The 15,875-nt window shown below is 43.4% G+C and carries 9 protein-coding genes; all 9 read left to right on the top strand.

What is annotated here, in order from left to right; all coding sequences use genetic code 11:
- Positions 1–123 precede the first annotated feature (123 nt).
- The 9 genes from IEY13_RS19630 to IEY13_RS19590 all read left to right on the top strand — a co-directional run bounded on the left by IEY13_RS19630 (position 124) and on the right by IEY13_RS19590 (position 15,858).
- Positions 124–3,165 (top strand): SusC/RagA family TonB-linked outer membrane protein, encoded by a 3,042-nt coding sequence (locus IEY13_RS19630; protein WP_229687925.1) that lies wholly within the window; start codon positions 124–126, stop codon positions 3,163–3,165.
- A gap of 20 nt (positions 3,166–3,185) precedes the next feature.
- Positions 3,186–4,619 carry a RagB/SusD family nutrient uptake outer membrane protein gene (locus IEY13_RS19625; RefSeq protein WP_229687924.1) on the top strand — a complete coding sequence of 478 codons (1,434 nt, stop codon included), beginning with the start codon at positions 3,186–3,188 and terminating at the stop codon, positions 4,617–4,619.
- A gap of 188 nt (positions 4,620–4,807) precedes the next feature.
- The gene (locus IEY13_RS19620; protein ID WP_188955387.1) at positions 4,808–5,134 is read left to right on the top strand and encodes a DUF6686 family protein; all 327 of its coding nucleotides are present in this window, start codon (positions 4,808–4,810) and stop codon (positions 5,132–5,134) included.
- Between the two features lie 29 nt (positions 5,135–5,163).
- The gene (locus tag IEY13_RS19615) at positions 5,164–6,168 is read left to right on the top strand and encodes an NAD(P)/FAD-dependent oxidoreductase (RefSeq protein ID WP_188955384.1); all 1,005 of its coding nucleotides are present in this window, start codon (positions 5,164–5,166) and stop codon (positions 6,166–6,168) included.
- An 18-nt stretch (positions 6,169–6,186) separates the two neighbouring features.
- A complete protein-coding gene (locus tag IEY13_RS19610) occupies positions 6,187–6,513 on the top strand; it encodes a 2Fe-2S iron-sulfur cluster-binding protein (RefSeq protein ID WP_229687923.1) in 327 nt (108 codons plus the stop codon).
- A 326-nt stretch (positions 6,514–6,839) separates the two neighbouring features.
- Complete coding sequence (locus tag IEY13_RS19605) at positions 6,840–9,893, top strand: SusC/RagA family TonB-linked outer membrane protein (protein WP_188955382.1); 3,054 nt, start codon at positions 6,840–6,842, stop codon at positions 9,891–9,893.
- Between the two features lie 39 nt (positions 9,894–9,932).
- Positions 9,933–11,315 carry a RagB/SusD family nutrient uptake outer membrane protein gene (locus IEY13_RS19600; RefSeq protein ID WP_188955380.1) on the top strand — a complete coding sequence of 461 codons (1,383 nt, stop codon included), beginning with the start codon at positions 9,933–9,935 and terminating at the stop codon, positions 11,313–11,315.
- 26 nt (positions 11,316–11,341) lie between these two features.
- Positions 11,342–12,208: a hypothetical protein gene (locus tag IEY13_RS19595; RefSeq protein WP_188955378.1), complete on the top strand. Its 867-nt coding sequence runs from the start codon at positions 11,342–11,344 to the stop codon at positions 12,206–12,208.
- 533 nt (positions 12,209–12,741) lie between these two features.
- Entirely contained in the window at positions 12,742–15,858 is a 3,117-nt protein-coding gene (locus IEY13_RS19590; protein ID WP_188955376.1) for a SusC/RagA family TonB-linked outer membrane protein, read from the top strand.
- Positions 15,859–15,875: the final 17 nt, after the last annotated feature.

The raw sequence follows: 15,875 nt of genomic DNA, 5'->3' as shown, positions 1-15,875 counted from the left end.
TAATTTGCCTTTGCTGTTTTAAAAACCAACCTGCCCCCTTAAAAGGCGCAATTATTTTTTAACATATATACACACATGAGAAAACTAACAAGCATGCTTGTTGTGTTAATGCTATTTCATTGTATGGCATTAGCGCAAGGGCGTCTCGTTACCGGAAAGGTGCGTGACAAGAACGGAAGTCCTATTGAAGGTGCGTCAATTTCTGTAAAAGGATCGCGTACAGCTACTGCTGCAAACCCCCAGGGTACATTCAGTATTAACGTAACACCAGGCGTGGTGCTGGAAATTTCTGCGCTGAACTTTGAAACACTGGAAGTGAAAGTGCAAAACCAGACTACGCTGGACATTACCCTTGTTCCCAAAGAAAGTTTAATGGATGAGGTGGTAGTAGTGGCTTATGGCGCTGCTAAAAAAAGCTCAGTATCGGGCTCACTTACAACGGTAACTACCAAACAACTGGCCGGCGCTACTACAGAATCTATTGACAAGGCGTTGGTAGGTAAAGTAGCCGGTGTGCGTGTATCTTCAGCTACCGGCGACCCGGGTTCATCCGGGCAAATCAACATTCGTGGTGTAGGTTCTATCAGTGCTTCTACATCGCCTTTGTATGTAATTGACGGGGTGCCTATGAAAACAGGCGAAGACATGGCTTACTACGGTAAAAGTTCTAACATCCTCAGCTCAATGAACCCGGATGACATTCAGAGTGTAACTATTCTGAAAGATGCGGCAGCGGCTTCATTGTACGGTTCAAGGGCTGCCAATGGCGTGGTGGTAATTACTACCAAAAAAGGTGCTTCGGGCAAAACCAAAATCAACTACAAGGGCGAATATGGCTGGAGCAAAATGGCTGTAAACGCTTTTCAGATGATGAGTGGCCCGGAGTTGGTGAAGTACGAGCAAGCTGCACTGGAGGGGTATTACCTGCAGGATGAGAAGGCTTTACTGCCTACAGAGGCTAACTATGGCAATGCTGCTATTCTGGCAGATGCCAAACAGTTTGCACTGGACAACGCAGGCTCATGGGTGGATGATGCCAGTGTAAATACCAACTGGCGCGATTATGTTTACCGCCACGGCACTTCGCAGGACCATCAGGTATCGATGAGTGGCGGTAACGAAAAAACTACTTTTTACATGGGCATTGGTATGAATAAGACTGATGGTATTGTAAGAGGAAGTGGTTTTGACCGTTACAGCGGCCGCCTGAATATTGACCACAAAGCCAATAAATGGCTTACCGTGGGTTTAAAGGAAATGTTCTCTTACACTTCTCAGAACGGTTTCAGAGATCAGAAAGATCAGGAGCAGGGTATTGGTACTACCAGCCCGCTGGGTATTCTGTTTGCGCTGAACCCAACTTCTAAAGTATATAACGATGATGGCTCGCTGAACCTGAATGCTGGCTGGGGTAAGGTTTCTAACCCTATTGCCATGTTAAATGGTTCAAGTGCTGCACGTGAAACCATCAATTCCAAAACATATCGCAACCTTACCAATGGCGAAATTGGTATTAAAATTCTGCCGGAGTTGAATTTCCGTTCTGTATTGGGGGCTGATATCATTAATGTGCAAAACTTTGAGTTCTGGAGCCCCACCAGTGTAAATGGTGAAACTACCAAAGGCTTAGGCTCGCGCTATAATTTTACCAGCACTACGCTTACTTCTTCTAACACACTGCGTTACGCCAAAACCTTTGGTAGCCATAACCTGGATGTGTTAGGCGGTTTTGAAGCGCAGAAAGAGCGCCTGACCAATCTGATTGCCACAGCACAAGGTTACTCAACTGATAAGCTGCCTGAACTGGCAAATGGCCAGCCCAACCAGGCTTCCAGCTCTACCTCTGGTGCTACACTGGAATCATTTCTGGGTAGTGTAAACTATAACTACAACAACAAATATTTCTTAACCAGCAGCATCCGCCGCGATGGTAGCTCCCGCCTGGGCGCTAACAACCGCTGGGGTAACTTCTGGTCGGTAGGTGGACAGTGGAAACTGGGTGCGGAAGATTTTATCAGAAACATCAGCTGGATAAACGACCTGCGTGTTAGGGCTTCTTACGGTACCAGCGGTACATTGCCTCCTGATTATTATGCGCAACTGGGCCTATACGCTTTTTCGGGTGGATATGGCAGTAACAGTGCTATTAACCTTAGCCAGGCCAATAACCCTAACCTGAGCTGGGAAAAATCGCGCAACATGAACGTGGGTGTAGATATCGCGTTTTTGAAAAGAGTGCGTTTTACTGCGGAGTATTATAAAAAAATTACTACCGACCTGCTATTTCAGGTGCCGGTTTCTTACCTCTCCGGTTTCTCCAGCTCCTGGCAAAACCTGGGTAAAATTCAAAACTCCGGTTTTGAGTTTGAAGTGCATACCGATAACATCATTGCAAAAAAAGCAAATGGTTTTAACTGGTCAACAGACTTTAACTTAACTACCCAGAAAGCTATTGTAAAAGAACTGCCTAACGGCGATGATATTTCTTATGGCGATGGTAATATGTATCTGCATCGCCAGGGCCTTTCTATGTATTCTTTTTATTTACCTGAGTGGGCTGGTGTAGACCCCGAAAGTGGTAACGCTCAGTTTTTGGTAAGCCCGGGAAAAAGTGATGATAAAACCTTTGTGTACGGCGAAGCCGGCAGGGCAGTGGTAGGTAAAGCCATACCTGATGTAACGGGTGGTATTACCAACACCTTCTCTTACAAAGGCGTTGATGTGTCTTTCCTGGTAACTTATCAGTTTGGTGGCAGCCTGTTTGATTATCCGGGCTACTTCTCTCACCACTACGGTGTAAGAATGGGTTCTTTTAACCTGGATAAAGACATTGAAGGGAACTACTGGACCAAACCAGGAGATGTGGCCAAATATCCAAGACCTGTGTATGCCAATGCCAACAGGCCCGACAGATGGTCTTCTAACCTGATTAAGAGTACCGACAATATCCGTTTGCGCGAGGTGAGTGTAGGTTATAACCTGCCTAAGGGTGTTGCTAAAAGAGTGTTTGCCGAAAACATTCGTGTATATGCACGCTCTATTAACACGGCTATGATATGGGCTAAAACCAAAAACATAGATCCGGATGTGCCTTTGAATGGTTACAGACAGGTGGATACACCTCCTGCCCGATTAATATTCGTAGGGGTGAACCTTGATTTTTAATGCGAAAAACAAACGCGAACATGAAACAGATTACCAAGGGTTTATTATATATGGGCGTTGCTGCGTGTATGCTGTTTACAGTATCTTCCTGCAGTAAGTCTTTCCTGGATGAAAAGCCTTCTACGGCCGTTCCTTCAGATGAAGCAATTACCAGCGTAGGCGATTTAAAAAGCGCGGTAAATGGTGTGTACAGCCAGCTGATTGATTTTAGCTATTATGGCGGCAACTTTACCTTGTATGCCGACCTGAAAGGCAGTGATTTCAGAAGCATGGGTAGTTACAACCAGATTTCTCCGCTGGGTAAATATCAGCATGATAAATACGCTAATTTCCCCAACGACTTTTACAGCATTATGTATGTAACGCTGGCGAGGGTGAATGATATTCTGGATGCTGCTGCTTTGCTGAACGTGGCTAATGCTGATACAGCTACTGTGAAGGACCTGAAGGGACAGCTGTATGCTGTAAGAGGACTGGTGCATTTTGATCTGGCGCGTTTATTTGCCCAGCTGCCTACCGTGGCTGCCAGCATGAGTGCTGCCAACTCGGGCGTTGTACTGGCTGATAAAAAGTTTCCTGTTGATTATAAGGGAACCCGCGCTACATTGCAACAGACGTACGATTTAATTATCAGCGATTTTACCACCAGCCTGCCTTTACTGGCCAGAGCTAAAAACAACGGTTATATTAACTACTGGGCGGCACTGGCTTTGCGTGCTAAAGTATACCTGTACCTGAATAAGAATAACGAGGCGCTGGCAGATGCGGCGGCTGTTGTTTCCGGTTCGCCGTATGCACTGTTTACTACTGCCAACCTTACTACGGTATGGAACAGGGAAGGGGCAGATGAAACCATGTTTGAGGCGCTTACCACCACGCAGTACAATGCACAGCGTAATTCAATTGGTTATTATACGCACGCTGTTGGTTATGCAGAGTGTGCAGCTACCGATGCGTTTTACAACTTTATGGCTGCAGATGCCAACGATGTACGTGCTAAATTACTGGTGCATGAAGATGATGGTGGCGACTATGGTGCTATGTACCCTCAAAAGTACCCGGGCCGCGATGGTAACCTGTTTTTGAACAACCCACGTATTATGAGGCTGGCTGAAGCATACCTGATTGCTGCCGAAGCACAGGTAAAAGGTGGTACTGCCTCCGGCGCACTTACTGCGGCGGCATATATCAACACTTTGCGTAAAAACCGGATTACCGGCTATACGGATGTGGCTTCTGTAACGCTGGACGACATTTTGAATGAGAGAAGGAAAGAGCTGTTTACAGAAGGCAACATGGTATGGGATGCCTGGAGAAACGGTAAAGAGGTAACAAACCCCACCAAAGGGGTAGTGAAGGGCGATAATCCCCTGGCTATTCTGCCTATTCCTGACCGGGAAATGCAGATTTCGGGTAAATATGGCCTTACACAGAATCCGGGATACGACCAATAGCAATATCGTACACATGAGAGAACAGGGCTGCCCTTTGGGCGGCTCTGTTTTTTTATGCCCGTTTAGAGCGGGTTTTCCCAATTGCGTAAACAGTTTTTCCTTAAATGGCTAATATAAAAGGTGCGGGAACAGGAGTTTTGCCACTGAATTTTTACCAGAATCGGTTTTTGCACTAAAACGCTACGTGTATGTGTAATTTTAAACAGTGGAGCCATAATAAGCATGGCTATATTATTCAATGTGACGATTGCAAGAGTTTTCAGCTGTGTTTTGGTACCACCATGTTAACCCTGCGGGAAGAAGAGTACGTTCAGTTTTCAGAATGGGTGGTGTACAAAAGGGAATCTCTCGTACCTTTGCACGACAAAAATTTAAAAAGCATTTCTTTGCCCACTGTTTGTCCTCAGGTTCAGGTAATTGTTACCGAAAAAGAGTTGAATAACCTGTATGAACTGGTTCAGGAAGCGGATAATGAAATGAAAGTGAATCAGTTATTAAGCCTTTTTCACGGGTGATTTCAACCAAGCATGTTTTAATTAGCAATATGATCCAGACTGATATTTGTATTATAGGAGCGGGCCCTGTGGGCTTGTTTTCTGTATTTGAAGCGGGACTGCTGAAAATGCGGTGCCATTTGATGGATGCACTGCCACAGGTAGGCGGTCAGCTTTCTGAAATTTATCCTCAGAAACCCATTTATGATATTCCCGGTTATCCTGAAGTAAAAGCACAGGAACTGGTGGACAATCTGATGAAGCAGATTGCTCCTTTTTCTCCCACCTTTACCTTGGGGGAGCGTGTAGAAGGAATTGAAAGACAAGAAGATAAGTCTTTCTTTGTTACTACCAACGAAGGTACCAAAGTGCATTGTAAAGCCATTGTAATTGCTGGTGGGCTGGGCTGTTTTGAGCCTCGCAAACCTGCAATTGAGCGCCTGGAAGATTTTGAAGGCAAGGGCGTTGCTTATATGGTAAAAGACCCTGAGCATTTCCGTGATAAGCAGGTGGTACTGGCCGGTGGCGGTGATTCTGCACTGGACTGGGCTATTTACCTGGCAGATATTGCCAAATCGCTTACGCTGGTACACAGAGGCGATACTTTCCGTGGTGCGCCTGACTCCGCTGAAAAAGTGGTGCACATGGCTCAACAGGGAAGAATTAACCTGATTCTGAAATCGAACATCGTTAAAATTGACGGTAACGGTCACCTGAAAGAAGTGCACATTGCTGGTGCCGATAACGAAATCAGCACACTGGAAGCCGATCACCTGATTCCATTGTTTGGCCTGAGCCCTAAATTAGGACCTATTGCCAACTGGGGACTGAATATTGAAAAAAGCGCTATTTCTGTAAATACCACCGATTATTCCACCAACGTGGAAGGTATTTATGCTATTGGCGATATTAATACTTACCCAGGCAAACTGAAGCTGATTCTTTGTGGTTTTCACGAAGCGGCTTTAATGTCTCAGAGTGCGTTTAAATATGTATTCCCCGATCAGCGTTTGAGCTTTAAATACACCACTGTTAATGGTATTCATTCGTTTTAATTACCTTGCGGCGTAATTATGATGATTAATATTACAGTGGAAAACGGGGAAGGCGTAAGGCAAAACCTGGAAATTCCGGACGATATGAACCTGAGCCTGATGGAGGCTCTGAAAGCGTACGAGTACAAAATTCTGGCAACCTGTGGTGGTATGGCGCTTTGTGCAACCTGTCATGTGCAGGTGTTACAGGGCCTGGCGGGTTTACCTCCACAAAATGATGCAGAAATGGATATGCTGGATACATTGCCTGATGCGGGTGCCAACAGCCGTTTGGCCTGCCAGCTACGGGTAGATGAAAGCATGGAAGGGGCCATATTTAAGGTTATGGCTGAGGAAGAGGAATAGTGTAACGTATATATAATTTAAAAGGCCCGGGCGTCAGTCCGGGCCTTTTTTTATGCTTAATGCATTGAATTTGACGTTAATTGACCGAAAAAGAAAGAAATATCTTGCAGATGCAACTTTTTTTAACAATGTTTTGTCATAATTTAGGTCTCTAATTTTTATTAAACGCCAACCAAGACATGAGAAGAAAAAAGTTGCTTGATAATTATTCTTAGCTACCTGGACATCTGCATTAAAAACTAACCAGAGATCCATTCCTAAATTTTTAATGGCCTATTAGCCGAAGGGATACTTATGCCCTTTTAAAAACAAAAATCTATTTCTACATGAGGAAATTATTCTTTCTTATTTGGGTGTTCCTGTGTGCAATACAGGTACAGGCCCAGGACAGGGAAATAACAGGTAAGGTTACTGACGATAAAGGAATCGCTTTGCCTGGCGTAACTGTTTCCATCAAGGGCGGGCAAAGTACTATTACCAGGGCTGATGGCACTTACACCCTTAAAGCAAAGGCTGTTGCCAGAGAAATAGTGTTCAGTTATGTAGGATTCGAAAACAAAACTGTAGCTATTTCCGGAAATACAATTGATGCCTCTTTAGTGCCGGGCGCAAGTTTGAGTGAAGACGTAATTGTTACCGGTTTTTACAGTGTAAAAAGAGAGAAATATGCGGGTGCCAATACCGTGGTAACCAGCGAAAAAATTAATAACGTACCTGTAGCTTCTTTTGACCAGATTTTACAGGGGCGCGCTCCTGGTCTTTTGGCAACCGTAGGTTCCGGACAGCCAGGCTCTGCGGCAAGAGTGCAGATTCGTGGTAACAGTTCTATCAGTGGTGGTACCGCTCCTTTGTACATTATAGATGGTGTGCCTGTGGAAGAAGGTGTATTCCAATCAATAAACCCCAATGATTTTGAAGATGTGCAGGTGTTACGTGATGCGGTAGCTACCGCATTATATGGTAACCGTGGTGGTTCTGGTGTAATAAGTGTTACCACTAAAAGAGGTAAACTGGGTAAACCTACACTGGGTTACAATTTTCAGTTAGGTAGAACAGAAGCGGGTACGCAGCGGTTTGAAATGATGAATACGCCTGAATTACTTGCTTTTCAGGAAAGAATAGCACCTATTATTAACCCTAACAGCACTTTACCAGGCTGGAGATATTCCCGTTTAAACCCGCTTTATGTAAATGGTACCGATGCGCAAAAAGCAGCTACCGACAGAATCAGAGATAGTTTACTGGGTATTAATACCGATTGGCGTGATGTGTTTTTACGTAATGGTACTTTCCAGAGCCATGACCTGAACTTATCTGGTGGTGGTGGCAGTACAAGATATTATGTAGCCGGTGGCTATTATTCAGAGGATGGCATTGGCATGCGTTCTGATTTGAAAAGATATACTTTAAGAGCAAACCTGGATATTAAAACAGAGAAGTTAACTATATCCTTAAATAACTCTATAGGTTATACACACCGCAATTTTATTGAATCAGAAGGTTCTATTACTTTGGCAAACCCCTTTGCTGCTGCTTACCTGGGGCTGCCTTATCAAAAGTTGTTTAACGCCAACGGTACAGTTTCTGTAGGTTCAGGAAGAGTAGGACCTAATGCTTACGACCGTATTGCGAATACATCTATTAATAATGATCAGTTTAAAGCAAACCTGGGTTATAATTTAAATTATGACATTACTAAGAATGTGTATGTAGGAGGTTTTGCAAGTGTGGACTATCGCCAGACTGTGAACGAAAGAGCTATTACGCCCGGGTCTTTTGCTGCCAATACAAGTACATTTCCTGTGGGACCTGATGTTGGACAAACGGAAGGACGTGGTTCTTATAACACAGGCTTCAGCAATTATTTTGAATATATTACCAGAGCATTTGCCGGCTTTAAGAAGCATATAGACAAACACGATTTTGATGTTAGAGTAGTGTCTGAATATATGAGAAGAAAAACAAAATCTTTCAACTATACTGGTTACGGAATTGAGCCTAAGTTACTGGAGACTCCTGCTGGTATAACCCAGGGTTCTGTTGATAACAAACTGATACCAGCTGTAGGTGGAGCAAAATCCGGCAGATCTATGTATGCAGCCATTGCTATTGGTTCTTACACGTATGATAACAAATACACCTTCAACGGATCTTTCAGAAGAGACGCTTCTACGCAGTTGGTGAAAGAAAGAAGATGGCAGAACTTCTTTGCATTAGGCGGTAGCTGGAACGTGCTTGGAGAAGATTTTACCAAAACCTGGAAAGGAGTAGATAATCTGCGTGTACGCCTGTCTTATGGTACCAGCGCCAACGCGGATGGCTTTACTTTTGGCAACTTTGGAAACAGACCTTCCTATGGCGCAGGAAGCTACGCAGGTGTTAACCCTTCTTTATTTCCCAGTGTGGCCGGAAACGTTGACGTAGTATGGGAAGTTATTAAATCAACCAACCTGGGTATTGACTTTGGTGTGCTTAAAAACAGAATCAGTGGTTCATTAGATATTTATCATAAGAAAACTGACGGCAATATTATTGACCAGCAGATATCTGCAACAGGTGGTTTTGGTGAAGGAGCTTCCATTCCTGTAAACGCAGGAACGCTGGTGAACAAAGGGGTGGAACTGGCATTAAACGGAGACATCATTAATAATCGGGATCTTATATGGTCTGTAGGTGGTAACCTTGCTTACAACCACAACGAGGTTACATCTTTAGGACAGGTAAATGAATTTGAGCAGGGTACCGAACTGGTAAAAGTAGGTAAGCCTTTAGGTACACACTATATTGTTAAATGGGCTGGTGTTGACGCGGCTACAGGTCGTCCGCTTTACTACACTAAAGATGGTAAAGTAACTACCACTTACAGTGCTGATTATTCAGTGTCAGATTTTGGCACGTACAATGCCCCATGGATTGGTGGCTTTAACACTTCTGTGAGATACAAAGGTTTTTCACTTTCTGCTTTCTTTACTTTCCAGTCTGGTTTCCAGCGGTTTAACAACCAGGATTATTTTCAGTTGAACCACTCCTTTATGGTGCAGGGCTTTAACCTGAGAAAAGAAATGGAAACTATCTGGACTAAACCAGGGGATGTTACCAATATACAGAGTGCTACTACACAACGCGAATTTGTATCTAAGGATATTCAGGATGCATCTTACCTGCGTTTCAGAAACCTGATTGTATCGTATGATTTCAATTCTTCTGTATTACAGAAGCTGAAGGTGATCAATTCTTTGCGTATATATGCCCAGGGCCAGAACTTATATACCTGGACAAAATGGACAGGATTTGATCCTGAAGATGATAACAACCTGGCTTCTTATGAATACCCTGTTCCCCGTATTTATACGCTTGGCTTGCAGGTTTCATTTAAATAGAGAAGGGATAAGTGAATTGATCAAATAAAAAGTAAAGTAATGCTTAGAAAATATATATCATTTTTTCTTATAACAGCGGCTGTTGCAGGAACTGTATCCTGTACCAAGCAGATGGATGATGTTAAGCAGACGGATGTAATTGATGCAGACAAGGCTTATCAATCGGTTAGTGATCTGCTGAAAGGTACGTATGGCGTATATGCCACGCTGAGCAATAATACCCGCATGTATTATGGAAGTGTGCTGGCAGATGAAGTAAAACTGTCTGATGAGAACCGTGGCCAGGGACAGGGCGAATATAAATGGCAGTTTACGGCCACCGGTGTTAGTTTTGGGTTTGGACAGTATTTTCAAACAATTGACAGATTACACAGAGTGCTGGAAGTAGCTGACAATATACCGGCAGCCAATGCCACAGAAGAAAATACCAAAAAGAGAATTAAGGCGGAGTTACTGGCCATTCGTGGTGTAGCTTACCTTGAACTGCTTACGGTATTTATGCCGCAGGGTTATCAGCCAGATAGCCTTGGCGTACCGCTGGTGTTATCATCTGCTTTGTTGGGTAAGCCAGCACGTAGTAAAGTAAGTGAGGTAATGACGCGTATTGAAGCTGATCTGGCATCAGGCAGAGCAGAAGCGCTTATTCCATCGGCCCCTACAGATCCGTTGCGTTTAAGCCAGGGCGCTATTGCTGCTTACCAGGCTAGAGCTGCTTTGTTAAAGCGTGACTGGGCTAAAGCAGCTGCGTATGCAGATGAAGCGATTGCGCTGTCTGGAAAATCGCTTTCCCGTGCTACTTATACAGCTTATTTTTCAGATGCGAATGAGTCTGAAACTATTTTTAAGTACCGGAATGGTGCTGCTCCGCAGCTGAACTGGAGAGATGCCAACGGTGATGTGTTTTTTGAGCCGGCAGATAAGGTGAAAAACCTTTTTGACAGAACGAATGATATCCGGTTTTCTACATTTTTCGGGGCAGATGGTGGTGATACTTCTATTATTATCAAATATCCGGGTTCAGAAAGAGGTCCACAGACTAACGACCTGAAGTTAATTCGTTTGGCAGAAATGTATCTGATTAAAGCAGAAGCTTCCGCCGAAGGGGAGAATCTTACTGCCGCTGCTGATGCTATTAATGCGCTGCGTGCAGCCCGTATTACCGGCTATACCAATGTTACCTTTGCCGATAAAGCAACAGCTATTAATCAAATTCTTGTGGAAAGAGCCAAAGAGTTGTGTTTTGAAGGATTTAGATTCTTTGATCTGAAAAGAAGAGGGTTGGCGGTAAACAGGAATCCATCTGACTCAAGAAACACTAACTGGCAGGATTTACCGGCAAATAGTTTCCGCTTTGCATTGCCTATTCCGCAATCGGAAATATTCGCCAATCCAAATGTTCGTCAGAACGCCGGATACAATTAATGTTTGTTATTTAAAAAAGAATGAAAATGAGAAGACTCATAAATATATTGCCCGTATGTGCTATTGCGGTGCTTTTACTGGCAGGAGCCAGCAGTTGCAAAAAGGATGATAAAGTGTATACACCGCCTGAGCAGGCTAACTTTATCAATAATACATCAGGTACTTACTTTGTTACAGGGCCAACTATTGATTATGTGATTCCTGTTGCGGTAACTACCGTTGCAGATCATGAGCGTACCATTACTATAGCAGTATCTTCTCCTACGGGGGCTGTAGAAGGGACACAGTACACTCTAACGAAAAAAAGCATAAAAATACCTGCGGGAAAAGTATTTGACAGCAGTATGGTATTGCAGGGCAAGTTTGATGTGTATAAGGATGATGCACGGAGAGATACGCTGATTTTTACCATTACAGGTGAGGGTGTTCCTGCTTCTTCTTATAACAATCAGTTTGTATTGTTAATGCGTGGCCCGTGCCAGGACTATGAAGTAGAAGATCTGAACATTATGTCTGGTGATTATGCCAGGACTTATGAAGACGGTGGTTCTTATGGACCTTATTCATCCTCAATAACAAACGTACAAACGCTGACAGCTACAACCGGTACCGCTAAAATAAACAAGCTGTACGAGTCGTACTCCGGGGTAACGATTAATTTTGATTGGTCGAATCCGGATGATGTTAAGGTGACTATTCCTTACCAGCAAACAGATAAATTGTATGCTGCAGGACAGCCTATATGGGTAAGAAGTACTCCGGGATCAACCAATACATTCTCTGTATGTACACAAACATTAACGCTTCATATTGATATTATTGTACGTATAGCTGCTACTGGAGCCGTGCTTGGTGCTTTAGCGCAGGACTACGATATTACAATGGCGAGATAGTTAAAGAAATACCTGATTTTTATAAAGGGGCCGTAAGGCCCCTTTTTGTATTTATACAATAGTTGTAATGGAGTTTTTGGAAAATAGTTTTTTTGTTTAAAACAATTACTTCTGTTAACTTAGGTTTATCACTGGTGTTTGCTTTTGTTCTGAAATGCAGCATATCAGTGGGTTTTGCTGACTAGGTAAGTTAATAGCTTACCGGATTTTATTTTTGAATTAAACACTAAAGTACATGAGAGCAAATTATCTGTTTATGATAACCCAGGCGGTAACCTGAGGTGTTTTTTACCGGCAGGGTATTTCTCTTCTCCCCCCAAGGCTTGCTTAATACCTTTTAAAATAACCTGCTGGTTACAGCTGTAAGCTCTATACCCTGTGCATATTGAAGGACAATGTGATGTGTTCCTGTGTTTCCATGCCATAACTCTTGCTGGTGGTAGTGGAAGAGGGGTGCCATTGATATGCTGTTAACTGCTACATCCGATTATGCTATAGATCAAAACTATTTACTTATTAAACCTTCACACAAAATGAGAAAACTATCAGGCCTGCTTATCGCACTTGCGCTGTCATGTATGATGGCGTGGGGGCAACAACGAACCATTACCGGTAAGGTTACCGATGATAATGGCAACGCTGTTCCTTACGCATCCATTAAAGTAAAAGGAGCCAAAACAGGCGTTTCGGCCGATGCTAACGGTGCTTTTACCATTCAGGCAGCTACCGGGGCTGTACTTGAAATTACAGGGGTGGGATTTACCAATGCGGTTGTTACCGTAGCGGAAAGTAATGTACTTTCTATATCATTAAAAACCGATGCCAATTCTTTGGGTGAAGTGGTGGTTACTGGTTTAGGCCGTGCCACAGAAAAGAAAAAAGTACCTATTGATGTAGCGTCTGTAACTTCTAAAGATTTTGCAAAAAGCGCCAATACTTCTGCGGCGCAGGCACTGCAGGGGCAGATTGCGGGGGCGCAGATACAACAGAACAGCGGCCAGCCCGGTGCTTCGTTTAATATTATTTTACGTGGTATAAACACGTTTCAGAACAGTAACCCCATGATTATGGTAGATGGGGTGGAAACAAGAAGGGATGATGCGGTATTGACAAGCCTTGACCCTTCCAGTATAGAACGGATTGAGGTGGTAAAAGGTGCCGCAGGTGGTATGTTGTATGGAGCCCAGGGGGCTAATGGTGTAATTCAGATTTTTACCAAAAAAGGCGCACGTAATGCTAAAATGGCTATTAACCTTAGCTCTAAGGTGAGTATTGACAATGTTCTGCGCGGTAAAAAGAGCCGCCCGCTGCTGGCCGATAAGCACCACTTTGTTACCGACAACCAGGGGCGTATTTTAGATAATAACGGCGATGTACTGGCCCCGGATGCTACCGGCTATTGGCCCGACCCACAGGAAGATTTAACTGTGGATTCCAAAAACGATAAAAACTATTCGGGATTGCCTTTGTATGATCACCTGGATCAGGCTTTTCGCAAGGCAATTACTTATACGCATTCATTAACCATGTCTGGTGGCTCTGCTAACAGCGACTATTCTTTTAATGTGGCGCGTCTTGATCAGCAGGATGTATTCAGTAATAACTTCAGAAGAACCAACCTTGGTGTAAATCTGGGATTTGAGCCATTTAAAGGTTTTACAGTAAGAAATATTACACAGGTTATTTATACTACAGAAGATTTGTTATCCGGTAACCGCTTTGCAGTGGTGAACGCCTGGAAATGGATAGATTTTGAAAGAAAGGATTCGTTAGGCCGTCATATTCTCCAGCCCAAAAATGAAAATCAGATTAACTCTCTTTCTGAAAGAGACTGGCATGTAAGAAACGATAAAACTGTTCGCCTGGTGCAGAACTTAAACGTGAACTACCGGTTTCCACGCTTTGTAGAGTTAGATTATAAATATGGCATTGACTATAAAACCATTGAAGGACTGGACTATTATAAAAACCAAACCGGAGACGACCAGAGTGCTTTGTTCTGGGGTAATATAAGAGGAGGTAGCAAAAGTGGCTCGGTAGAAAAAAGCTCAAACAGAAACTCCATTCAGAATTCTATTGCCAGCCTTTTTTTGAGAACAGATTTTCAGAATGATTTTCATTTGAATATTCCTATTAAAACTGTTACGCAGGTTGCTTACGATTACAGAAGGGAAGATGATAAAGAATTATTTGCTTTTGGCACCGGATTGCCAACTTATCCTCCTTACAATGTGAACGTATCTACCACAAAAACCAGTGGTGATAGGTCAACAGCGTTTGTAACTTATGGCTGGTTACTTAACCAGAGCATTGAATTTGGCAACCTGGCTGGTGTATCAGCGGGTTTCAGATCTGACTACTCTTCTGAATTTGGAGGAGCATCCAAAGCTTTTAATTTTCCACGTGGTACGGTATTCTTCCGTCCGTCGGAGTTAATGACCAATAAGAATATTTTACAGGAATGGAAACTCAGGGCTGCCTGGGCCAAAGCAGGTATACAGCCAAACAGGTACGACAGACAGGTTACTTTTGATGTAACTCCATTGGGTAGCGGCACGGGGCTATCTATTCCAACAAGAGGCAGAAATGCTAATCTCCGTGTGCAGATTTCGCAGGAACTGGAAATTGGTACAGATGTAGTGTTACAACCTTTCAAAGGCGACTGGTTTAGCCGGCTTAGTCTGAACGGAACTTACTGGACCAGAAAATCGAAAGATGTTATACAGAATGCAGATGTGGCACCTTCTACGGGTTATGCTAGTTTAACAGATAACCTGAGTACGCTGGAATCGCATGGGGTTGATTTGTCTTTAGATGCCACGATGTATAGTGCTAAAAATGTTGTATGGAATCTCGGTGCCCGTTTTGGATTTACCAGAACCAAAGTAGTAAGCATTGCCAACAATCAGGACGTAATCAGTGGTCAGTTTGCTATTAAAGAAGGAGAAAATCTGGGTATTTTTTATGGTGTTTCACCCTTGCATAGCATAGATCAACTGATGGCCGATGGCAAAACCAGATATATAGATCCATCACAGGCTGTTAACTACACCATTACCAATGGAATGGTAGTAGATAAAAGAACTAATACGGTGTTTATGACTTCTGCTGATGACCAGTCAGCAGCTGGTAGCGCCTATCCTAATTTTACTGCATCTTTAATTAACAATTTCACCCTGTTTAAGAACTGGAATGTTTCATTTCAGTTTGACTGGACGCATGGTAACAAAATTTACAACATGACCAGACAATGGTTGTACAGAGACAGATTGTCGAAAGATTTTGATGAGGCGGTTACTATTGGCGAAAAAAGTGGCGCGTTTGTACAATACTACAACAGTCTTTATAATAACGTACAACCCAGTTCGTGGTTTGTAGAAGACGGTTCGTTTGTGCGGTTGCGAAACCTTTCCATTACGTATGATTTAACAAGTGCGTTAAATGTTTCCTGGTTTAAAACGCTGGCTATCACCGTTGCAGGAAGAAACCTGCTTACTTTCACTAAATACAAGGGCCTTGATCCGGAAAACACCACGGCAGTAGATTCGCAGGGAAATTCAACCGTAGGCGTAGGGGCTTTTAAAGGTGTTGATTACTTTGGTATACCCAACCTGAGATCATGGCAGCTGGGCGTTAACGTTGGCTTTTAAACTTACAAATCAATTTT

Source organism: Filimonas zeae, assembly GCF_014641615.1.
GTDB lineage: Bacteria > Bacteroidota > Bacteroidia > Chitinophagales > Chitinophagaceae > Filimonas > Filimonas zeae.
This window is presented reverse-complemented; position numbering and strand designations above follow the sequence as displayed.

Bases quoted from the DNA above. Each gene is read 5' to 3' on its own strand.
- IEY13_RS19620 (WP_188955387.1), top strand. From the start codon at position 4,808: ATGTGTAATTTTAAACAGTGGAGCCATAATAAGCATGGCTATATTATT.
- IEY13_RS19600 (WP_188955380.1), top strand. From the start codon at position 9,933: ATGCTTAGAAAATATATATCATTTTTTCTTATAACAGCGGCTGTTGCA.
- IEY13_RS19615 (WP_188955384.1), top strand. From the start codon at position 5,164: ATGATCCAGACTGATATTTGTATTATAGGAGCGGGCCCTGTGGGCTTG.
- IEY13_RS19625 (WP_229687924.1), top strand. From the start codon at position 3,186: ATGAAACAGATTACCAAGGGTTTATTATATATGGGCGTTGCTGCGTGT.
- IEY13_RS19605 (WP_188955382.1), top strand. From the start codon at position 6,840: ATGAGGAAATTATTCTTTCTTATTTGGGTGTTCCTGTGTGCAATACAG.
- IEY13_RS19595 (WP_188955378.1), top strand. From the start codon at position 11,342: ATGAGAAGACTCATAAATATATTGCCCGTATGTGCTATTGCGGTGCTT.
- IEY13_RS19630 (WP_229687925.1), top strand. From the start codon at position 124: ATGGCATTAGCGCAAGGGCGTCTCGTTACCGGAAAGGTGCGTGACAAG.
- IEY13_RS19610 (WP_229687923.1), top strand. From the start codon at position 6,187: ATGATGATTAATATTACAGTGGAAAACGGGGAAGGCGTAAGGCAAAAC.
- IEY13_RS19590 (WP_188955376.1), top strand. From the start codon at position 12,742: ATGAGAAAACTATCAGGCCTGCTTATCGCACTTGCGCTGTCATGTATG.